A 20,050-nucleotide genomic window follows, 5' to 3' on the forward strand; every position below is an offset into this window, starting at 1 on the left:
GATCAGGTCTGCGTGCCGCCCACGGTCATCTGGTCCATACGCAGATGCGGCTGGCCGACGCCCACGGGCACGCCCTGTCCGGCCTTGCCGCACATGCCGATGCCATTGTCGAGGCTCATGTCGTTGCCGACCATGGAAACGCGGTGCATGGCGTCCGGGCCATTGCCGATCAGCATGGCGCCCTTCACCGGCTGGGTCACCTTGCCGTCTTCGATCATGTAGGCCTCGGTGCAGCCGAACACGAACTTGCCGGATGTGATGTCCACCTGACCGCCGCCGAAGGAAACGGCGTAGATGCCTTTCTTCACAGAGGCGATGATTTCCTCGGGCGTCTTGTCGCCGCTGGTCATGTAGGTGTTGGTCATGCGCGGCATGGGCTCATGCGCATAGGATTCGCGCCGGCCATTGCCGGTGGCCGCCATGCCCATGAGGCGGGCGTTCTGGCGGTCCTGCATGTAGCCGACCAGCTTGCCGTCCTCGATCAGCACGTTGCGTCCGGTGGGCGTGCCTTCATCGTCGATGGTGAGGGAGCCGCGCCGTTCCGAAATCGTGCCGTCATCCACCACGGTCACGCCACGGGCGGCAACCTGTTCGCCCAGAAGCCCGGCGAAAGCGGAGGTTTTCTTGCGGTTGAAGTCGCCTTCGAGCCCGTGGCCAACGGCCTCGTGCAGCATCACGCCCGGCCAGCCATTGGCGAGCACGATGTCGAACGTGCCGGCAGGCGAGGGGACGGCCTCAAGATTGACGAGCGCCTGACGCAGCGCCTCGCTGGCGGCGAACTGCCAGGAATCTTCTGCAAGGAATTCGCCAAAGCTCTTGCGTCCGCCCATGCCGTAGGAGCCGGTCTCCTGCCGGTCGCCATCGCCGACCATGACAGACACATTGACCCGGACGAGAGGGCGGATATCGCGCGCGATCTGGCCGTCGGCGCGCAGAATTTCCACATGCTGCCAGGAGGCGGCAAGCGAGGCCGAGACCTGGCGCACGCGCGCATCCTTTGCCCGCAACCAGCCGTCGATTTCCTGCAAAAGCTTCGCTTTTTCCTCGAAACCGGGCGAAACGATCGGATTTTCGTCACCGTAAAGCCGCTGATTCGTCCCGGCGGGGGCGGCGGCCAGTTTTCCGGAATAACCGTCCTTGACGGTGGAAACGGCATCGGCGGCGCGGCGCAGGGCCGCTTCCGACAATTCGCTCGAATGCGCGTAGCCCGAAGCCTCGCCGGCGACGGCCCGCAGGCCAAAGCCCTGATCGGTGTTGAAATTGGCGGTTTTCAGCCTACCATCATCGAAGACGAGCGCTTCTCCTTCCCGGTATTCGAGAAAGAGCTCCCCGTCATCCGCGCCGCGGATCGTGTCGGAAACGAGAGATTTGAGTCGTTCGGCCGAGCAGTCGAACGCATCAAGCAGCGATTTGGCGGTCATGAACAATATCCTGTCGAAACTCTCTTCCATTTAGGGAAGAGAGCGCGTGCAATCCAGTGGTGATCCGGCAGCGGTTCAGACAGGCGGTCGTGAGATTACTTCGGCAGGGCGTCGAAACCGGCGGCAAAACCGTTCAGATCGACGGGAATGCCAATGCCTTCCTCCGGGGTCTGGAAGACGATGAAGGTGGCCGACTGACCGGACTTGAAGGTCTCGACGAGCTGATCCTCAAGGATCACCTCGGCGTAGCAGCCGTCCTGGAAGCAGCGCACGAAATAGGCGCGACCGATGTCCTTGCCGTCCACATTGAGACCAAGCCCGTTGGGAAGGAGGACGCCAAGCGGCGCAAGAACGCGCAGGATCTCCGCCTTTCCGTCGGCGGTGCGCAGAACAACGACCGAAAGCCCCATCTCGGGACGATCTTCGGCAACCACGTTCTGCATCATGGCGCACTGTTCGCTGGAAGCGCCGGCCGGCGTGTCGCAGAGGATAGACCACGCGCCATGGGTGGAGCGCACCGTTCCGCTTTGCTGGGCCTGAGCGCCCAGTACGGGAAAGACGGTCATCGCGAGCGCTGCCGCGGCGCATTTGAGGAAGGACATACTCATTGTTCCTGGCTCCCGTACGAATCAGGACAATTTATCCTGCGTTTGCAGTTGGCGAAAAGGGACTGTGTCAGCAAAGATTGGGATAACCTGTTTATGCGGGGACAAAGAAAACAATTGCGTATGATTCCGACGGAAATGGGACGCTTGGACGCTTTGTGGTATTGCACTTTGATGAAGGACGGCGCTATGAGCCTGCCGATGGGGGTGCAAAAATGCCGCACGTGGCATTTCGCGCCCGCCTTGCGGTTCAAATAAGAGTATGTTTTGAACGCGCCTATAAAAAGCCAGAATTCCCTTTGCGGCAAAATCGAACGGTCGGTTTTGTCGTGTCGCCACGGGAGATGACGAGGGTTATGAAGAATATCGCTGTTGGCCTTGCCACTCTGCCGTTTCTCGCCACGGGCGCCGTTGCTGCGCAACCCGAGCCCTGGCAGATGCGCTTTCAACCCGCCGCCACCGGCATCATGCGGGAGATCACCTGGTTCGAGGAATACACTCTGTGGTTCATCGTACCGATCACCATCCTTGTCACGCTGCTGCTGGCCTGGTGCATTGTGCGTTTCCGCGCAAAAGCCAATCCGACGCCGTCGCGGACCAGCCACAACACGCTGATCGAGGTCGTCTGGACTGTCGGCCCCGTGATCGTGCTCCTGTTCCTCGCGGTCCCGTCCTTCCAGCTTCTGACGGCGCAGTACACGCCCAAGGAAGAGCCGGCCATCACCATCAAGGCGACCGGCGTCCAGTGGTACTGGGATTACGAATACCAGCTCGAAGAGCCGCTTTCCTTCAGCTCGCTGATGCTGAAAGAAGACGAGCGCGCTTCGGCAGGCAAGGAAGACAAGGCGGAATATCCGCGTCTTCTGGCAGTCGACAATGAGATCGTCGTTCCGGTGGACACCACCGTTCGCGTTCTCGTGACGGCCAGCGATGTGATCCACGCCTTTGCCATGCCGGCCTTTGGCGTCAAGGTCGATGCGGTTCCCGGCCGTATCAACGAGACCTGGTTCAAGGCTGAAAAAGAAGGCCTTTATTACGGTCAGTGTTCCGAGCTTTGCGGCAAGGACCATGCCTACATGCCGATCGCCATCCGCGTCGTGGCGCAAGACCAATATGACACCTGGGTTGCAGCAGCAGGCGAGGATCTCGCCGGCGCCAATAAGGCGCTGATGGCTGCAGTCGAGGGCAATACGAAAGTTGCGTCTGCAGGCGAATGAGCCGGCAGACGTCCAGAGAGGAAATGGAGCGGTAGGAAATGGCAGGCGCTACAACCCAAGACGCCCATGGCGAACACAAGCCAACCGGATGGACCCGGTGGGTTTACTCCACCAACCACAAGGACATCGGTACGCTCTACCTGATCTTCGCCATCTTCGCAGGCGTGGTCGGCGGCTTCCTGTCCGTTATGATGCGCTGGGAACTGGCTGAGCCGGGCATTCAGATCTTCCACGGTCTTGCCGCGATGGTCTACGGCTACGAAGGCGATGCAGCCATCGACGCCGGCAAGCACATGTACAATGTGTTCACCACCGCGCACGGCCTCGTCATGATCTTCTTCATGGTCATGCCGGCGCTGATCGGCGGCTTCGCCAACTGGATGATCCCGATCATGATCGGTGCGCCTGACATGGCGTTCCCGCGCATGAACAACATCTCGTTCTGGCTTCTGCCCCCGGCCTTCATTCTTTTGATGATGTCGCTCTTCGTTCAGGGCCCGGCCGGCGCTTACGGCACCGGTGGCGGCTGGACGATCTATCCGCCGCTTTCGACCTCCGGTCAGCCCGGACCCGCAATGGACCTCGCCATTCTGTCGATCCACATTGCCGGTGCTTCGTCGATCCTCGGTGCGATCAACTTCATCACCACGATCTTCAACATGCGCGCTCCGGGCATGACGCTGCACAAGATGCCGCTGTTTGCCTGGTCGGTGCTGATCACCGCTTTCCTGCTGCTCCTGTCGCTCCCGGTTCTGGCCGGCGGCATCACCATGCTTCTGACGGACCGCAACTTCGGCACGACCTTCTTCGCGCCTGAGGGCGGCGGCGACCCGATCCTGTTCCAGCACCTGTTCTGGTTCTTCGGTCACCCGGAAGTGTACATTCTGATCCTGCCCGGCTTCGGCATTGTCAGCCACATTGTGTCGACCTTCTCGAAGAAGCCGATCTTCGGTTACCTCGGCATGGCCTACGCCATGGTCGCCATCGGCGCAGTCGGCTTCATCGTGTGGGCGCACCACATGTACACGACCGGCCTGTCGCTCGACACGCAGCGTTACTTCGTGTTCGCAACGATGGTCATCGCGGTGCCAACCGGCGTGAAGATCTTCTCGTGGGTTGCCACCATGTGGGGCGGCTCCATCGAGTTCCGCACGCCGATGATCTGGGCAATCGCCTTCATCTTCCTGTTCACCATCGGCGGCGTGACGGGCGTTCAGCTCGCCAATGCCGGTCTGGACCGGGCCATGCACGACACCTACTACGTGGTCGCACACTTCCATTACGTGCTGTCCATGGGCGCCGTGTTCGCGATCTTCGCGGCCTGGTACTACTGGTTCCCGAAGATGACCGGCTACATGTACAACTCGTTCATCGCCCGCATCCACTTCTGGATCACCTTCATTGGCGTGAACATCATCTTCTTCCCGCAGCACTTCCTGGGTCTGGCCGGCATGCCGCGCCGCTACATCGATTACCCGGATGCGTTCGCGGGCTGGAACCTGGTTTCCTCCTACGGCTCCTACATCTCTTTCGTGGGTGTCCTGGTGTTCCTGTACGGTGTGTTCGAGGCATTCGCCAAGAAGCGTCCGGCTGGCGCCAATCCGTGGGGCGAGGGCGCAACGACGCTCGAGTGGCAGCTTTCTTCGCCGCCGCCGTTCCACCAGTGGGAGCAGCTGCCGAAAATCCGCTGATCGCAGGCAGTTCGTAACGGGTAAAGGCTGCGCGGCCTTCCGCAGAGACGGGCCGCGCAGCCGAATTAATGAAACAAGGGCACGACATGGCGCTGGTTGACCAAGAGCAGATGGAAGACACGGCTTACCGCCTTTCCGAGGCGGCGCCGGGCGATTTCATTGCGCTGTTGAAGCCGCGCGTCATGTCCCTTGTGGTGTTCACCGCCTTTGTCGGTCTGGCCATGGCGCCGGGCGTTACCAACCCGCTGCTGGCGGTGATCTCCATCGCCGCAATCGCGGTTGGAGCCGGCGCATCGGGCGCGCTGAACATGTGGTACGACGCCGATATCGACGCCGTCATGGGGCGCACCGCGCGCCGCCCGGTTCCGGCCGGCCGCGTGACGGCGGGCGAGGCGCTTGGCTTCGGTCTGGTGCTCTCCGCATTTTCGGTGGCCACGCTCGGCCTGATGGCCAACTGGACGGCAGCGGCGCTGCTGGCCTTCACGATTTTCTTCTATGCCGTGGTCTACACGATGTGGCTGAAGCGCTCGACGCCGCAGAACATCGTCATCGGTGGCGCTGCAGGCGCGCTGCCGCCGGTTGTGGGCTGGGCTGCCGTGACCGGTACGGTCAGCATGGAAAGCCTCGTGCTTTTCCTCATCATCTTCCTCTGGACGCCGCCGCATTTCTGGGCGCTGGCCCTGTTCAAGTCCGGTGACTATGAGCGGGCGGGCATTCCCATGTTGCCCAATGTTGCGGGACATGCGGCGACCAAGAAACAGATCTTCATTTACGCCCTGCTTCTGGCCGTGAGCGGTCTCCTGCCGGTGGTCGCCGGCTTTGCGACCCTCGTCTACGGGGTCGTGGCTGCCGTTCTGGGCGTGGGCTTTGTGTGGTATTCCTGGCAGGTGCTGCGGATGCCGGAGAGCGACACGGCCATGAAGCCCGCCAAGGCGCTGTTCGGCTACTCGCTCCTGTATCTTTTCGTGCTGTTTACGGCACTTCTGGTCGACCGGCTGCTCGTCAGCCTCGGCCTGGTTTTCTGAGGTGGCTTTGATGGACAAGGATTTCGTCAAACCGACCGAAGCTCAGCTGAAGGCGCGCCGCAAGCGCTCCGTCGCGCTTGCCATTGCGCTCGCTGCTTTCGTCGTCATCGTCTATATCGGCAGCCTGGCCAAGATCGGACCCGGCCTGTTCGAGCGCGGCATGTAGGTGTGACATGAGCAGCGAAACCACGGACCGGGAAAAGAAGGCGGGCAACCGCAACCGCACGGCAGCGATCGTATGCTGCGCGGTCGTTGGCGGCATGGTGGGCATGGCCTACGCAGCCGTGCCGCTCTACCAGCTTTTCTGTCAGGTGACGGGCTACGGGGGTACGACGCAGCGCGTCGAGCAGTATTCCGACACCATTCTGGACCGGACGATCACGGTGCGTTTCGACGCAAACACCAATGGTGTGCCGTGGGAGTTCAAGCCGGTGCAGCGCGACATCACGCTGCGTCTGGGCGAAACGAAGCAGATTTCCTACGTTTCGCGCAATCTGGCTGACTACCCCACCTGGGGCACGGCGACGTTCAATGTGTCGCCGCCGCAGGCGGGCGCTTATTTCAACAAGGTTGAGTGCTTCTGCTTTACCGAACAGGAGTTGCAACCCGGCGAGTCCTATGACATGCCGGTCGTGTTCTTTGTCGACCCGGAGATCGTCAACGTGCCCGAACTTAAAGACCTTAAAACAATTACGCTTTCCTACACATTCTTCCCGCTTGAGAAGAAGGCGCCGGTCGTTGCCGCGCCCAAAACAAACACCAATCAGAACGAAAATCTCGGGGGCTGACATGGCCGACGCGCACGCAAAACATCATGACTATCACATCATCGATCCCAGCCCGTGGCCCTTCTTGGGTTCGCTGGGCGCCCTGGTCATGTCCATCGGCGGCATCGCCTGGATGAAGGCCCTGAACGGGACCGATTTCACGATCTTCGGCTTCGATCTCGCCGCAAGCAATTACTGGCTGTTCCTGATCGGCCTCTTCATCGTGCTCTTCACCATGTATTCGTGGTGGGCGGACACGATCCAGGAGGGCCGCGAGGGCCATCACACGCGTGTTGTGGCGCTTCACCTGCGCTACGGCATGATCATGTTCATCGCTTCGGAGCTGATGTTCTTCGTGGCATGGTTCTGGGCGTTCTTCGACGCCAGCCTGTTCCCGGGCGAGCTGGTTCAGGAGACGCGCGCCGAATTCACCGGCGGAACCTGGCCGCCCGTCGGAGTCGAGGTTCTCGATCCCTTCCACCTGCCGCTGTACAACACGATCATTCTGCTGCTTTCGGGCACGACGGCGACCTGGGCGCACCACGCCCTGCTCGAGAATGACCGCAAGGGCCTCGTCTGGGGGCTGGCGCTGACCGTTGCGCTCGGCGTTCTCTTCTCCGCCGTGCAGATCTACGAGTACATGCACGCACCGTTCGCGTTCGCCGATTCCATCTATGGCGCGACCTTCTACATGGCGACCGGCTTCCACGGCTTCCACGTGTTCATCGGCACGATCTTCCTGCTGGTGTGCCTGCTGCGCGCAATGGCCGGCGACTTCTCGCCCGAGCGCCACTTCGCTTTCGAGGCGGCTGCCTGGTACTGGCACTTCGTTGACGTTGTCTGGCTGTTCCTCTTCGTCTTCATCTATGTCTGGGCCTCTTCGGGCGCGACGATCGCACATATGTAATCCCGCCCAGTGGGGGAACATGGAAACGGCCGGGGAGACCCGGCCGTTTTCTTTTTTGGGGCGCAATTTGCCTGTAGCGGTGAAACCCTTCGCGCTGCGACAGGGCGAGGCGTCGACCCGACCGGGCCGACTGTGTTAAGCGGCTTTATCAAACGCCCATCCGCGATGGGGCGGGGCTGCAATCCGGATTGGATGTGAATGACGGTGCCTGAGAACAATGAGCGTGGCGACGAACCTGTCGTCGACAAGGCCATCTGGCCACCGGTCGATCCCGTGAGTGCGGGGCTCGGCGGACGGTGTCCGCGGTGCGGGGAAGGGCGGCTCTTCTCCGGCTTTCTGACCGTGGGGCGCGGGTGCCACAATTGCGGTCTGGATTACAGCTTTGCCGATGCCGGCGATGGACCGGCCGTGTTCGTCATACTGATCATCGGCTTTCTCATCGTCGGGCTGGCGCTCTGGATGGAGGTTTCGCTCGGACCGTCGCTCTGGGTGCATTTCCTTCTGTGGATCCCGCTGGCGATCGTTCTGTGCCTGACGGCGCTGCGGCTCATGAAAGGGCTTTTGATCGCACTGCAATACCGCAACAAGGCTGCTCAGGGAGAGCTGGACCAGTAATGGCCGCATCGGAAACGACTGCATCCCGCCGGTCTGGCATGACCTGGCTTCTGCTTCTGCTGAGCCTTGTGGTGCTTGCCTGTCTTCTGGCACTCGGCACCTGGCAGGTGCAACGGCTCTACTGGAAGGAAGCGCTGATCGCGCAGATCGAAGAGCGGGTCAATGCGGATCCCGTCGATCTGGAGAGCATGGAGCGGATCTATGCCGAGAGCGGCGATGTGGAATACCGCCCGCTCCAGGTGGAGGGGGCGTTCCGGCACACTGGCGAGCGCCATTACTTTGCGACCTGGAAGGGGCAGTCGGGCTATTTCGTCCACACGCCGCTGAAGCTTGACGATGGCCGCTTCATCTTCGTCAATCGCGGGTTCGTTCCGTTCGACCGCAAGGACGCCGAGGCACGCGCCGAAGGGCAGGTGGTCGGCGGTGTGCGGGTTGCCGGACTGGCGCGCAACGGCATTGAGGAGAAGCCGTCCTTCATCGTTCCCGAGAATGACGAAGCCAAGAACATCTTCTACTGGAAGGATCTGAAGGCAATGGCGACAACGGCCGGGCTGCCCGAGGCCTCGCGCGTGCTGCCATTTTATATGGATGCCGATGATTCGCCCAATCCCGGCGGTCTGCCCGTGGGCGGCGTGACGCGCATCGACCTTCCCAACAGCCATCTGCAATATGCGATCACCTGGTACGGGCTGGCGGTGGCGCTTTGCGGGGTGCTGTTTGTCTGGTGGCGGAGAAATCGCCGGCGCTCTTGACATTGATCGCCTGACACCGCCAATTCCGGCCCGAGCAAGGGGAAGACAGATGACGGCTGCCGATATGACAAAACAGAAGCTGACGGTGCGGCTTTGCGGTCCGCGTGGTTTCTGCGCGGGCGTTGACCGCGCCATCCAGATCGTTGTTCTGGCCCTGAAGAAATACGGGGCTCCGGTCTATGTGCGCCACGAGATCGTGCACAATCGCTATGTGGTGGAGGGCCTGCAGGAACGCGGCGCCGTGTTCATCGAAGAGCTGAACGAGATCCCCGAGGAACACCGCGACAGCCCGGTTGTGTTCTCCGCGCATGGCGTGCCGAAATCGGTGCCCGCCGATGCGCAGAACCGCAACCTGTTCTATCTCGACGCCACGTGCCCGCTCGTTTCCAAGGTGCACAAGCAGGCCATGCGGCACCACCGGCTTGGCCGCCATGTGCTTCTGATCGGCCATGCGGGTCATCCCGAGGTGATCGGCACGATGGGGCAGCTGCCGGAAGGCACGGTGACGCTGGTGGAAACCGTGGAAGGCGCGAACGCGCTGGTGCGCCCGGAAGGGGTGGAGCTTGGCTTCGTCAGCCAGACGACGCTTTCGGTGGAGGATACGGCGGACATTCTGAAGGCGCTTGAAGAGCGTTTTCCGGATCTGCATGCGCCGGCGGCCGAATCCATCTGTTACGCCACCACGAACCGCCAGGAGGCGGTGAAGAAGGCTGCGCCGGGGGCGGACCTGTTTCTGGTCGTCGGCGCGCCGAACTCCTCCAATTCGCGCCGTCTGGTGGAAGTGGCGGAGCGCGCCGGCGCAAAGCGTTCGCTGCTGGTACAGCGCGCGTCCGAGATCCCGTGGGACGAGGTGGGCGGCATTCGCGTGCTCGGCCTTTCGGCTGGCGCTTCTGCCCCCGAGATCATCGTCAACGAAATCATCGATGCGTTCGGCGAGCGCTTCGACATCAATGTCGAGCTCGCGATCACGGCCGAGGAGACGGAGAATTTCCCCGTCATGCGCGCCATCAGGGACGTGGAATTGACCAGCGCCGACATGGCCTTTGTGAACGGCAACGCATAAGCATGGCAGTCTATACGGATATTACCGAACTCGAACTCGGTGCGCTCCTGAAGGAATACGACGTCGGTGACCTGCTCTCCTACAAGGGCATTGCCGAGGGGTCGGAAAACTCCAACTACATGCTGCACACGTCGAAGGCGGCTTTCATCCTGACGCTTTATGAGCGGCGGGTGGAGCGCTCGGACCTGCCGTTCTTTCTGGGGCTGATGGAGCATCTGGCGCAGAATGGCGTGAACTGCCCGCTGCCGGTGCACCGGCGCGATGGTGTGGTGGTGAGCGAGATTGCCGAACGGCCTGCTGCGCTGATCACCTTTCTGGAAGGGATGTGGCTGCGGAAGCCCGCGCCAAGGCACTGCCGCGAAGTGGGCAAGGCGATGGCCGGCATGCATCTCGCCGGGCAGGGCTTTGAGCTGACGCGGCCCAATGCGCTGACGGTGGGCGACTGGCGTCCGCTCTGGGAGAAGGCAAAGCCGCGCGCCGACGAAGTGGAGCCGGGGCTGGTGTCCGAAGTGGAGGCCGATCTGGCCGCTCTGACGGCAGGCTGGCCGCAGGATCTGCCCACCGGCATCATCCATGCCGATCTCTTCCCCGACAATGTGTTCTTCCTCGGCGACGAGGTGTCGGGCATCATCGATTTCTATTTCGCCTGCAATGATCTCCTGGCCTATGACATCGCCACCTGCCTGAATGCATGGTGCTTTGAGGCGGATGGTTCCTACAATCTGACCAAGGGAACGGCGCTGCTCGAGGGCTATCAGTCCGTGCGGCCGCTGGAGCAGGCCGAGATTGCGGCGCTGCCGCTTCTGGCGCGCGGTTCGGCGCTGCGCTTCATGCTGACGCGGCTCTATGACTGGCTGACGATCCCTGACGGCGCGCTGGTGAACAAGCGCGACCCGATGGAATATGTGCGCCGTCTGCGCTTCCACCGGCAAATCAGCTCACCTTCGGAATATGGGATCGGCATAAAGTGACAAGCGTGGAAATTTACACCGACGGAGCCTGCTCGGGAAATCCGGGGCCGGGCGGCTGGGGCGCGCTGCTGCGCTTCAACGGCACGGAAAAGGAACTGTCGGGCGGCGAAGCCGAGACCACGAACAACCGGATGGAGCTTCAGGCAGCCATCGAGGCGCTGAGTGCGCTCAAGCGGCCCTGCGACGTCGATCTCTACACGGACAGTGTTTATGTCCGCGACGGCATTTCCGGCTGGATCGAGGGCTGGAAGCGCAATGGCTGGAAAACGGCTGCCAAGAAGCCGGTGAAGAATGCCGAGCTCTGGCAGGCGCTGGACGAGGCGCGCCGCCGCCACCAGATCAAGTGGCACTGGGTGAAGGGCCATGCGGGCCACCCCGAGAACGAGCGCGCCGACGCTCTGGCGCGGGCTGGCATGGAGCCGTTCAAGAAGAATCGCCGCTGAGGCGCGAAGCGCTGCGGGCAGGCGCCCATTGACGCAAAAAGGCCGGCCGAGATGTCTCGACCGGCCTTTTCCATTCAGTATCAGGCCTGAAGCTGTTCAAGGATACGGGCGGCGCCGCTGGTCTCGGCCTCGCCGGGATTTTCCTCGACATTGATGGTTTTCACCACGCCGTCTTCGACAATCATCGAGTAGCGCTTGGAGCGGCTGCCAAGACCGGCGACCGACAGGTCGATGTCGAGGCCGAGCGCCTTGGTGAAATCGCCATTGCCATCGGCGATGAAGGTGATCTTGTCCTGCGCGCCGGTGAAGCCCGCCCAGGCCTTCATGACGAACGCGTCATTGACCGAGACAACGGCAATGTCGTCCGCGCCGCGCGAACGGATTGCATCGCCATTCTCGACGAAGCCCGGCAGATGGCTGTTGCTGCAGGTCGGAGTGAAGGCACCCGGAACGCCGAAGACGACGATCCTGCGACCGGCGAAGAAATCAGGCGTTGCGACATCCGTCGCGCCATCTCCCTCAACCTTCTTGAAGGTGATCTCGGGAATGCGATCGCCAACCGATACTTTCATCTGGGACTCCTGAAAAACGTTTAAAATCAAATTGTTTTAGGGGATTTCGGATTCCCCCATGACGGCTTTCTCGCCGGCCGTCAGCGTATATATAAGAGCGCTGCCTTCAAGTTTCCCGCCTGCGTCATCGAATATTTCAACAACGAAGTTTGCCGTCTCATTCTTTTGCTCTGCGAGCTTCGGCGCGCCCAGATGGCGCGACAGGCTGTGGTCGATGAAAAGAAGAGGAGACTGTGCGCCTTCAGGCAGGCTGGCGGTCAGGGTCAGCGCGTCGGCACTGCGGCTGATATGCGTTATCCCGAAGCCCGAGCCGGCAGGGGTCGGCAGGTGTGCAAAGGCGCGCTCAACGGCGAGCGCGTCGGCGGCGTTATCGGCATCTGCTCCGGGATCGAACAGGAAAGACGCCTGAAAGGGAATGCAGATCGTTTCGCAGATGCCCAGAAACACGTCAGCGTCGATCAGCGCCACGGCGTCCGGCCGGTCCATCGTGAAGGTGACGGGGAGCGATACGGAGTGTTTGTAGCCCGCCCATGTCACATCGCCGTCCTGAATGCGCTGTGGCGGCGGAAACTGCATGTCGACTGCGCTGACATGGGTGCTGCGCGAAACATCAAGCTGCGGCGGGATGCCCGCCGCACCGGGGTTGCGCCAGTAAGTCTTCCAGCCGGGCTTGAGTTCGATCTCCAGCGCGCCTTTGAGACGCCCCCCGGCGTCGGGCAGGCCGCTGGTGACGATGCGCACGGCCCCGCCCTCGCTCTGCTGCCACTGGCTGGAAGCGGAGAGGGCAGGCGTAGCCAGAAACAGGGGCAATGCGAGCGCGATGTGTCGAATCATGGATGAAGAGTGCAGCGGCGCGGTTCGGGCGGCAACACACGCTTGCGCGCACTGGCATCATAAATGCGTGAGCGCTGGGCCGGTCCGGGAATACATCCGCCTTTCAAGCTTCATGAAAACGCGCTAGGCTGTCTGCATGGAAATTTAGGGTGAAATCCAAGGGTATAGCAAGGGAATGACGGGACTTCCGTATCTGGAAAACCACTTCCTGATCGCGATGCCGGGCATGCGCGACGAGCGTTTTGCGCGCGCAGTCATCTATCTGTGCGCCCATAGCGAGGAAGGCGCGATGGGGCTGATCATCAATCAGCCACAGCAGCTCGCCTTTCCAGACATTCTGGTGCAGCTCGGCATTCTGGAGCAATCCGAAGCCATCCGGCTTCCGCAGGAAGCGCGCGACATGCCGGTGCGCAATGGCGGTCCGGTGGACCGCAGCCGCGGTTTCGTTCTCCATACGGATGACTATGTTGTGGAATCCTCCATGCCCGTTTCCGAAAGCATCTGCCTGACCGCGACGGTCGACATGCTGCGGGCCATTTCGCTCGGGCAGGGGCCGCGCCACGCGCTGATGGCGCTCGGCTATGCCGGATGGGGCGCAGGCCAGCTTGAGATGGAGATCGGCGAGAATGGCTGGCTCACATGCCCGGCCACGCCACAGCTCGTTTTCGAAGGTGATCTCGAGCACAAATATGAAGGCGTTCTCGCCACGATCGGTGTCGATGCGGCCAATCTGAGCCAGGTGGCAGGCCACGCCTGAAGCGGCTCACCGTTTCATGAAAATTGCCGGGCGGGTCGCCGCCCGTTTCATGCCGGGTCATCCCGGGCTTATGCATGAAGCCCGGGAAGGAGAGCGTTTGTCGCTCTCTTGAGGCGCATGCTTCGCCTTATGACCTTGCAGCAGTCGTGTGCTCGAAGAGGAGCCTGTCGGTGGCTTCTGCATCTGCGGGCTCGCCGAAGATGAAGCTCTGCGCGTAATCGCATCCCATTTCCGCAAGCTGTGCTGCGTCCTGCTCGTCGACCACGCCTTCGGCGACGACCGAGAGTTCGAGCTCCTGCGCCATGCGCACCATGGAACGGACGAGAACGAGCCCACGGGGGCTGTGATCTTCCAGGAAGCGGCGGTCGATCTTGATCGTGTCGAACGGGAAGCTGGAGAGATAGGAGAGGGACGAATACCCGGTTCCGAAGTCGTCCAGCGACAGGCCGATGCCGATTTTCCTGAGCTTCTGGAGCACATGGGCGGATTGCTCGGGATTGTCCATGACGATCGATTCGGTGAGTTCGAGCCGGAAGCCTTCCGGCCGGATGCCGGAGCGCGCGATGACGGAACGGACGTCGCCGACAAGATCGCGCCGGATGAGCTGGCGGCTTGAAAGATTGACCGAGACGAAGAGCGGCGTGTCCCTGAACTGCTTCTGCCAGCGATAGAGGTCTTCTGCCGATTTCTGCATTGCGAAGTGGCCAAGCTGAACGATCAGGCCTGAACTTTCGGCAATCGGAATGAAGTCCGAGGGAGAAATGGCGCCACGGCGGGGGTGATCCCAGCGCAGGAGCGCTTCAAAGCCCGCAATGGAACGGTCTTCAAGGCGGATGATCGGCTGATAGACGAGCTTGAGCTCGGAGCGCTCGATGGCGCGGCGCAGGTCCGATTCCATGCGCAGGCGATTGTTGTCGATGGAGCGGAATGCCGGGCGGAACGGTTCGATGCGGTCGCCGCCAAACCGCTTGGCCTGATACATGGCCAGCTCGGCGTCCTTCAGCATTTCCTCAGCCGACTCCTGCGTGGCAGTCCAGGAAATCAGGCCGATGGAGGAAGTGAGCACGATTTCGCGGCGGGCGAAGGTGACCGGCGTGCGGATCGCCTGTTTCACCGCATCGGCAACGGCGGCGATGCGCGCGGGCTCCTGCTCGGACAGAAGGATCATGGCGAACTGATCGCCGGAAAGACGGCACAGCGAATCGCGCGGCTTGAGCAGCCGATGGAGCCGGCGCGCGATGGTGAGCAGGATCGTGTCGCCGACCGAGATGCCAAGCTCGTCATTGACCTGCTTGAAGCGGTCTATGTCGATGACGAATACGGTGGGGCGCACCTGCTGTTCGGTGCGTGCGATGGAGATGATTGCGTCGAGCCGGTTCAGGAACAGTTCGCGGCTGGGCAGGCCCGTCAGATTGTCGTGGACGGCGTCGTGCAGGAGGCGCTCTTCTGCCTTCTTCTGTTCGGTTACGTCGACCATGGTGCCGACGCAGCGGATGACCTCGCCATCAGAGCCGATCACGGGGCGGGCGCGCAGATCGAACCAGTGATAGTGACCATCGGCGCCGCGCAGGCGGAAGCTCTGCGAGATGCGGCCGCGGCGCTGCTCCAGAACCACGTCGAGCGTGGTGCGGAACGTGTCGCGGTCTTCGGTGTGCAGGTTCGACAGCCAGTCGCGGGCAGGGCCGTGAAGCGCCCCCACGGGCAGGCCGAGCTGGCGGCTGACATCGGGCCGGGTGATGATGCGGTCGCGCGAAACGTCCCAGTCCCAGACCACGTCGCCGGAACCGGAAATGGCGAGCGCCTGGCGCTCCATGTCGCTGAACAGGCCCTGGAAGAGCGCACCGCCGGCAAAGGCGTGCTGCATGACCGTGAAGCCGATGAGAAGGATGATCAGGATCAGGCCGCCGCCGATGGCCGGCTGCACGATGTCGTTGTCGAGAACGCCCGTTATGGCCATCCAGGAGGCGACCATCCAGGCGATGATCATCACCCAGCTTGGCACCAGCATGATGGCGCGGTCATAACCCTGAATGCTGAGATAGACGATGATGCCGAGACCGACCACGGCGGTGGCCGCAAAGGAGATGCGCGCGATGCCGGCGGCGGCGGCGGGATCGATGATGGCGAAACCGGCAATGATGCCGAGCCCCAGAACCCAGGCGAGCAGGCCGTAGCTGAAATGGTCGTGCCAGCGATTGAGGTTGAGATAGGCGAAGAGGAAGATGACCAGCGTGGCGGCAAGGCCGACTTCGGTGCTGGCGCGCCAGATCTGCTCATTGCCGGGCGTGATCTCGATGACCTTGCTCAGGAAGCCGAAATCGATGGAGATATAGGCCAGGACCGCCCAGGCGAGCGCTGCGGTGGCCGGGAACATCGAGGTGCCCTTGACCACGAACAGGATGGTGAGGAAGAGGGCCAGCAGACCGGCAATGCCAAGGACGATGCCGCGGAACAGCGTGTAGGCGTTCACCGTGTCCTTGTATGCGCCGGGATCCCAAAGATAGATCTGTGGCAGGTTCGGCGAGGAAAGCTCGGCGACGAAGGTGACGACCGAACCGGGGTTGAGCGTGACGCGGAATTCATCGGCATCGGCACTTTCCTGACGGTCGAGCGTGAAGCCGGAACTTGGCGTGATCGCCGCGATGCGCTGGGAGCCGAGATCGGGCCAGATGAGGCCGGAGCCGACCAGTCGGAAATGCGGGGCGACAATCAGGCGGTCGAGCTGCTGATCCGTCGTGTTTGCGAGCGCAAAGACCGCCCAGTCGCCGGTGGAGCGCTCATCCTGGGCTTCCACCTCGATGCGTCGCACAATGCCATCGACATCCGGCGCCGTGGACACCTGAAACGCTTCGCCCTGACCACGATAGATCTCCACCGCGCCAGACAGGTCGAGCGCCACGTCGTCGCGTGCGATCTTGATCGGCTCGATGGCGTGCGCCATACCGATTGAGGACACAAGAGCGATGACAATGGCGGCGATGGTCGCAAGGGATGCGAAGAAGTTTGAGCGCGACAAGGAAATCAGCCTCGTGTTTCTAATGCAGGCACATGACGCTCCTCGGCGACCAGCGCATAAAGACAGTGATCACGCCAAGAACCGTTGATCCTGAGATAGGACCTGAGCAGGCCTTCGCGCTGAAATCCGGCTTTTTCAAGTAAACCGACAGATCGTTTGTTGTTTGGAATACAGGCCGCTTCCAGACGGTGCAACCGCAAGGTCTCGAATGCAAAGGGAATGATGAGATGCACCGCAGCAAGCATCATGCCGCGTCCCGCATAACGCTCGCCCATCCAGTAACCGATACTTGCGGTCTGGGCGACGCCGCGGCGGATGTTCGACATGGTGATGCCGCCGGCGAGCGCACCGGTCCCGGCATCGAAAACGAAGAAACTGACACCGGTGCCATTGTCATATTCGCTGCGATAGCGCCTCAACCGGTGTCGAAAGGCGCTTCTGGACAGCTCGTCAAAGGCCCAGCTCGGCTCCCACGGCACGAGGAAATTGCGGCTTTCCTCGCGCAGTGCCGCCCACTCCGCATGATCGGACATGACAGGGCCCCTGAGGAACACTGTTTCGCCCTTGAGCGCCGGAGGCGGGCGGCGGAAGAAGGGCACGTCCAACATATGGCGGGGCGGTCCTACACGGCGAGTTTGCGCGGCATGGGCCCCTGATCGGTAAGTGCGTCCTGGATCGTCTCGAACGGTGCGAGCGTGCCCACGGGGCCGATGGCCGCGAGGGTTGGCTTGGAGGTGAAGAGACGCTGAGACAGGTCCGTCAGGCGGTCCACGGTGAGGTTGGAAAGGCGGTCCATCAGCTCGTCCACGTCGATGGGACGGCCGTAAAGCAGGAGCTGGCGGGCAATCTGCGATGCGCGGCTGGCGGGGTTTTCCCGCGCCATCATCAGGCCGGCGCGATACTGGGCGCGGGCCCGGTCAAGCTCGTCCTGACCGATGCTCTGGCCGGCTTTCTGCAATTCGCCCAGAAGAAGGGGAACGAGTTCCTCGATGTCACTCTTTCCGGTCGCCGCATGGACGCCGAAAATGCCGGTGTCGGAGAAGCCCCAGTGGAAGGCGTAGACCGAGTAGCACAGGCCGTGCTTCTCGCGCACTTCCTGGAACAGGCGGGACGACATGCCGCCGCCGAGAATGGTGGAGAGCACCTGTGAGGCATAGAAGTCGCGCATGTGGTAGGCGCGGCCCTCAAAGCCGAGGATGATCTGCGCATCCATCAGATCGCGATGCTCGCGGAAATCACCGCCCACATAGTGCGCATATTGCGGGGCAACGCCTTCGGCCTTGGCGCGGAAGCTGCCCAGACGGTTTTCCACCTCGCGCACGAAATCCTCGTGCTTCAGGCCGCCCGCAGCGACAATGACCATGCGGTCAGCGGAATATTGCCGCTCAAGGAAGCCGCGCAGCTGATCGGAGGTGAAGGACTGGACGGTTTCGGGCGTGCCGAGAACCGAGCGGCCAAGCGCCTGGTGGCGGAAAGCGGTTTCGGTGAACCGGTCGAAGACGATGTCGTCGGGAATGTCGTGCGCAGCGCCGATCTCCTGGAGGATCACGTGCTGTTCGCGCTCAAGCTCATGGGGATCGAACTTGGAATCGGTCAGGATGTCGGAAAGGAGTTCGACGGCCAGCGGCATGTCTGCGCTGAGAACACGCGCGAAGAACGCGGTGGTCTCGACACTGGTCGCGGCGTTGATCTCTCCGCCAACATCCTCGATGTCTGTCGCAATCTGGCGAGCGGTGCGCTTGCTCGTGCCCTTGAACGCCATGTGTTCAAGAAGATGCGCGATACCGTGCTCGTTCTCATACTCGTTGCGCGAGCCGGATTTGACCCAGATGCCCAGCGCAACGGTTTCCAGATGTGGCAGGGTTTCGGTGGCGACCGTCAGGCCGTTCGACAGACGGCTTACCTCAACACCCATATTGACGTGACTCCCTGAACAATACTTAACGCGCCGCACGTGCGTGGCGGCTAATGTGATCCTGCAACAATTTTAAGTCTGAGGGAACGACTGTAAAGGATTCTTTCCGTTCCATAAGATCGCCGAGCCACGCGGGAAGGGGCGGCTCAACGCCGCTGGCGTCCTTGACGGCCTGTGGAAACTTGGCCGGATGGGCCGTCGACAAGACGACCATGGGCGCGCTGGACGCTTCAAGTCCGCGCGCGACCTTCACGCCGGTGGCGGTGTGCGGATCCAGCAGATAGCCGTTTTCCTCAAGCACGGAGCCGATGGTGTCGGCGGTCTCGGCCATGTCGGAACGGCCGGCGGCGAATTCCGCGCGGATCGCCTCAAGCGTCTTTTCCTCGACGGTAAAGCTGCCCGATTGTTTCAGCGACTGCATGTAGCGACGGATCTCGTCGACATTTCCGCCGGAGGCGAAATAGAGCAGGCGCTCGAAATTGGAGGACACCTGAATGTCCATCGAGGGCGAGGTGGTGGGGACCACGCCTCGGGTCGCATATTCGCCGGTGGCGAGCGTGCGGGCGAGAATGTCGTTGTCGTTGGTGGCGATCACCAGCTGGTCGACCGGCAGGCCCATACGCTTGGCGGCGTAGCCTGCGAAGATGTCGCCGAAATTGCCGGTCGGAACCGTGAAGGAAATCGTGCGATCCGGTCCACCGAGCGACAGGGCGGCGGTGAAATAGTAGACGATCTGGGCCATGACGCGCGCCCAGTTGATCGAGTTCACGCCGGAGAGCGAAACGCCGTCGCGGAAGGCGTGATCGTTGAACATGTCCTTGAGCAGGGCCTGGCAATCATCGAAATTGCCCTTCACGGCCAGAGCGTGAACATTGGGCGCGCCGGACGTGGTCATCTGGCGCTGCTGGACCGGCGAGACGCGGCCCTCGGGGAAGAGGATGAAGACATCCGCGCGCTCGGTGCCGGCAAAGGCCTCGATGGCCGCGCCGCCCGTATCGCCGGACGTCGCACCGACGATGGTGACGCGCTCGCCGCGCTCGGCCAGAACGTGATCCATCAGGCGCGCCAGAAGCTGCATGGCAACGTCCTTGAAGGCCAGCGTCGGCCCATGGAAGAGTTCGAGGATGAACTCGTTGGGGCCGGTCTGCACCAGCGGGCAGACTGCCGGATGGCGGAAGGTGGCGTAGCTTTCCTCGATGATGCGGCGCAGGGTCGCCGGAGCGATCTCGTCTCCCACGAAGGGGGAGAGGACGCGGAAGGCGATCTCGCTGTAGGAAAGGCCGCGCATGGCGCGAATGTCATCGGCCGAGAAATGCGGCCACTCGCGGGGAACATAAAGACCGCCGTCGCGGGCGAGGCCCGCAAGCATTGCATCGGAAAAGCCGAGCGCCGGCGCGTCGCCACGCGTGCTAATGTAATCTGTCGCCATACGTCGTATTGCCTCATGAACTGCGAGGAAGAACAGCCGGTGCGGACAAG

At 62.1% G+C, this 20,050-nt stretch carries 20 protein-coding genes; 12 read left to right on the top strand and 8 right to left on the bottom strand.

The window, feature by feature from the left end; all coding sequences use genetic code 11:
* Positions 1 to 2 precede the first annotated feature (2 nt).
* Positions 3 to 1,421, bottom strand: coding sequence for a metalloprotease TldD (gene tldD / locus JYP46_RS03255; RefSeq protein ID WP_206547252.1), 1,419 nt, complete (start codon positions 1,419 to 1,421; stop codon positions 3 to 5).
* 95 nt (positions 1,422 to 1,516) lie between these two features.
* A complete protein-coding gene (locus tag JYP46_RS03260) occupies positions 1,517 to 1,987 on the bottom strand; it encodes an invasion associated locus B family protein (protein ID WP_224873325.1) in 471 nt (156 codons plus the stop codon).
* A 395-nt stretch (positions 1,988 to 2,382) separates the two neighbouring features.
* On the opposite strand from JYP46_RS03260, the gene coxB reads away from it, so the two are divergent.
* From coxB to rnhA, 11 genes are all read left to right on the top strand, one after another.
* A complete protein-coding gene (gene coxB / locus JYP46_RS03265) occupies positions 2,383 to 3,243 on the top strand; it encodes a cytochrome c oxidase subunit II (protein WP_162742254.1) in 861 nt (286 codons plus the stop codon).
* A 38-nt stretch (positions 3,244 to 3,281) separates the two neighbouring features.
* Complete coding sequence (ctaD, locus tag JYP46_RS03270; protein ID WP_113154526.1) at positions 3,282 to 4,934, top strand: cytochrome c oxidase subunit I; 1,653 nt, start codon at positions 3,282 to 3,284, stop codon at positions 4,932 to 4,934.
* An 86-nt stretch (positions 4,935 to 5,020) separates the two neighbouring features.
* Entirely contained in the window at positions 5,021 to 5,959 is a 939-nt protein-coding gene (locus JYP46_RS03275; RefSeq protein ID WP_113154527.1) for a heme o synthase, read from the top strand.
* Positions 5,960 to 5,969: 10 nt separating this feature from the next.
* Complete coding sequence (locus JYP46_RS03280; protein ID WP_204360791.1) at positions 5,970 to 6,125, top strand: hypothetical protein; 156 nt, start codon at positions 5,970 to 5,972, stop codon at positions 6,123 to 6,125.
* Positions 6,126 to 6,132: 7 nt separating this feature from the next.
* Positions 6,133 to 6,747 carry a cytochrome c oxidase assembly protein gene (locus JYP46_RS03285; protein WP_113154528.1) on the top strand — a complete coding sequence of 205 codons (615 nt, stop codon included), beginning with the start codon at positions 6,133 to 6,135 and terminating at the stop codon, positions 6,745 to 6,747.
* 1 nt (position 6,748) lies between these two features.
* Complete coding sequence (locus JYP46_RS03290; protein WP_206547253.1) at positions 6,749 to 7,633, top strand: cytochrome c oxidase subunit 3; 885 nt, start codon at positions 6,749 to 6,751, stop codon at positions 7,631 to 7,633.
* A gap of 198 nt (positions 7,634 to 7,831) precedes the next feature.
* Complete coding sequence (locus JYP46_RS03295) at positions 7,832 to 8,248, top strand: DUF983 domain-containing protein (RefSeq protein WP_113154530.1); 417 nt, start codon at positions 7,832 to 7,834, stop codon at positions 8,246 to 8,248.
* 38 nt (positions 8,249 to 8,286) lie between these two features.
* Positions 8,287 to 9,000, top strand: a complete 714-nt coding sequence (locus JYP46_RS03300; protein ID WP_244974826.1) for an SURF1 family protein — start codon at positions 8,287 to 8,289, stop codon at positions 8,998 to 9,000.
* 49 nt (positions 9,001 to 9,049) lie between these two features.
* Positions 9,050 to 10,063, top strand: coding sequence for a 4-hydroxy-3-methylbut-2-enyl diphosphate reductase (gene ispH, locus JYP46_RS03305; protein WP_113154532.1), 1,014 nt, complete (start codon positions 9,050 to 9,052; stop codon positions 10,061 to 10,063).
* Positions 10,064 to 10,065: 2 nt separating this feature from the next.
* Complete coding sequence (locus JYP46_RS03310; RefSeq protein ID WP_113154533.1) at positions 10,066 to 11,034, top strand: homoserine kinase; 969 nt, start codon at positions 10,066 to 10,068, stop codon at positions 11,032 to 11,034.
* Complete coding sequence (gene rnhA, locus JYP46_RS03315; RefSeq protein WP_113154534.1) at positions 11,031 to 11,477, top strand: ribonuclease HI; 447 nt, start codon at positions 11,031 to 11,033, stop codon at positions 11,475 to 11,477. The genes JYP46_RS03310 and rnhA overlap by 4 nt, the downstream gene beginning before the upstream one ends.
* An 80-nt stretch (positions 11,478 to 11,557) precedes the next feature.
* On the opposite strand, the gene JYP46_RS03320 is transcribed toward rnhA, so the two are convergent.
* A complete protein-coding gene (locus tag JYP46_RS03320) occupies positions 11,558 to 12,049 on the bottom strand; it encodes a peroxiredoxin (RefSeq protein WP_206545852.1) in 492 nt (163 codons plus the stop codon).
* A gap of 36 nt (positions 12,050 to 12,085) precedes the next feature.
* Positions 12,086 to 12,883, bottom strand: coding sequence for a protein-disulfide reductase DsbD domain-containing protein (locus JYP46_RS03325; RefSeq protein ID WP_206547255.1), 798 nt, complete (start codon positions 12,881 to 12,883; stop codon positions 12,086 to 12,088).
* A 175-nt stretch (positions 12,884 to 13,058) separates the two neighbouring features.
* On the opposite strand from JYP46_RS03325, the gene JYP46_RS03330 reads away from it, so the two are divergent.
* Positions 13,059 to 13,640 (top strand): YqgE/AlgH family protein, encoded by a 582-nt coding sequence (locus tag JYP46_RS03330; RefSeq protein WP_113154537.1) that lies wholly within the window; start codon positions 13,059 to 13,061, stop codon positions 13,638 to 13,640.
* A gap of 127 nt (positions 13,641 to 13,767) precedes the next feature.
* Here the strand turns inward: JYP46_RS03330 and JYP46_RS03335 are convergent, their stop codons facing one another.
* The 4 genes from JYP46_RS03335 to thrC all read right to left on the bottom strand — a co-directional run bounded on the left by JYP46_RS03335 (position 13,768) and on the right by thrC (position 20,000).
* Positions 13,768 to 16,581 (bottom strand): EAL domain-containing protein, encoded by a 2,814-nt coding sequence (locus tag JYP46_RS03335; protein WP_206546027.1) that lies wholly within the window; start codon positions 16,579 to 16,581, stop codon positions 13,768 to 13,770.
* 80 nt (positions 16,582 to 16,661) lie between these two features.
* Positions 16,662 to 17,264 carry a GNAT family N-acetyltransferase gene (locus JYP46_RS03340; RefSeq protein ID WP_206547256.1) on the bottom strand — a complete coding sequence of 201 codons (603 nt, stop codon included), beginning with the start codon at positions 17,262 to 17,264 and terminating at the stop codon, positions 16,662 to 16,664.
* A gap of 14 nt (positions 17,265 to 17,278) precedes the next feature.
* The gene (locus JYP46_RS03345; protein WP_206547257.1) at positions 17,279 to 18,571 is read right to left on the bottom strand and encodes a M16 family metallopeptidase; all 1,293 of its coding nucleotides are present in this window, start codon (positions 18,569 to 18,571) and stop codon (positions 17,279 to 17,281) included.
* Between the two features lie 25 nt (positions 18,572 to 18,596).
* Positions 18,597 to 20,000 (bottom strand): threonine synthase, encoded by a 1,404-nt coding sequence (gene thrC / locus JYP46_RS03350; RefSeq protein ID WP_206547258.1) that lies wholly within the window; start codon positions 19,998 to 20,000, stop codon positions 18,597 to 18,599.
* Positions 20,001 to 20,050: the final 50 nt, after the last annotated feature.

Source organism: Nitratireductor aquimarinus (genome assembly GCF_017255295.1).
Lineage (GTDB): Bacteria > Pseudomonadota > Alphaproteobacteria > Rhizobiales > Rhizobiaceae > Nitratireductor > Nitratireductor aquimarinus.

Coding starts and splice junctions, on each gene's coding strand:
- JYP46_RS03320 (WP_206545852.1), bottom strand. CDS start 12,049: ATGAAAGTATCGGTTGGCGATCGCATTCCCGAGATCACCTTCAAGAAG.
- JYP46_RS03330 (WP_113154537.1), top strand. CDS start 13,059: ATGACGGGACTTCCGTATCTGGAAAACCACTTCCTGATCGCGATGCCG.
- JYP46_RS03340 (WP_206547256.1), bottom strand. CDS start 17,264: ATGTTGGACGTGCCCTTCTTCCGCCGCCCGCCTCCGGCGCTCAAGGGC.
- JYP46_RS03335 (WP_206546027.1), bottom strand. CDS start 16,581: ATGGCGCACGCCATCGAGCCGATCAAGATCGCACGCGACGACGTGGCG.
- ispH (WP_113154532.1), top strand. CDS start 9,050: ATGACGGCTGCCGATATGACAAAACAGAAGCTGACGGTGCGGCTTTGC.
- JYP46_RS03310 (WP_113154533.1), top strand. CDS start 10,066: ATGGCAGTCTATACGGATATTACCGAACTCGAACTCGGTGCGCTCCTG.
- tldD (WP_206547252.1), bottom strand. CDS start 1,421: ATGACCGCCAAATCGCTGCTTGATGCGTTCGACTGCTCGGCCGAACGA.
- thrC (WP_206547258.1), bottom strand. CDS start 20,000: ATGGCGACAGATTACATTAGCACGCGTGGCGACGCGCCGGCGCTCGGC.
- JYP46_RS03285 (WP_113154528.1), top strand. CDS start 6,133: ATGAGCAGCGAAACCACGGACCGGGAAAAGAAGGCGGGCAACCGCAAC.
- JYP46_RS03275 (WP_113154527.1), top strand. CDS start 5,021: ATGGCGCTGGTTGACCAAGAGCAGATGGAAGACACGGCTTACCGCCTT.
- JYP46_RS03300 (WP_244974826.1), top strand. CDS start 8,287: ATGACCTGGCTTCTGCTTCTGCTGAGCCTTGTGGTGCTTGCCTGTCTT.
- JYP46_RS03280 (WP_204360791.1), top strand. CDS start 5,970: ATGGACAAGGATTTCGTCAAACCGACCGAAGCTCAGCTGAAGGCGCGC.
- JYP46_RS03345 (WP_206547257.1), bottom strand. CDS start 18,571: ATGGGTGTTGAGGTAAGCCGTCTGTCGAACGGCCTGACGGTCGCCACC.
- JYP46_RS03295 (WP_113154530.1), top strand. CDS start 7,832: ATGACGGTGCCTGAGAACAATGAGCGTGGCGACGAACCTGTCGTCGAC.
- JYP46_RS03290 (WP_206547253.1), top strand. CDS start 6,749: ATGGCCGACGCGCACGCAAAACATCATGACTATCACATCATCGATCCC.
- JYP46_RS03325 (WP_206547255.1), bottom strand. CDS start 12,883: ATGATTCGACACATCGCGCTCGCATTGCCCCTGTTTCTGGCTACGCCT.
- coxB (WP_162742254.1), top strand. CDS start 2,383: ATGAAGAATATCGCTGTTGGCCTTGCCACTCTGCCGTTTCTCGCCACG.
- ctaD (WP_113154526.1), top strand. CDS start 3,282: ATGGCAGGCGCTACAACCCAAGACGCCCATGGCGAACACAAGCCAACC.
- JYP46_RS03260 (WP_224873325.1), bottom strand. CDS start 1,987: ATGACCGTCTTTCCCGTACTGGGCGCTCAGGCCCAGCAAAGCGGAACG.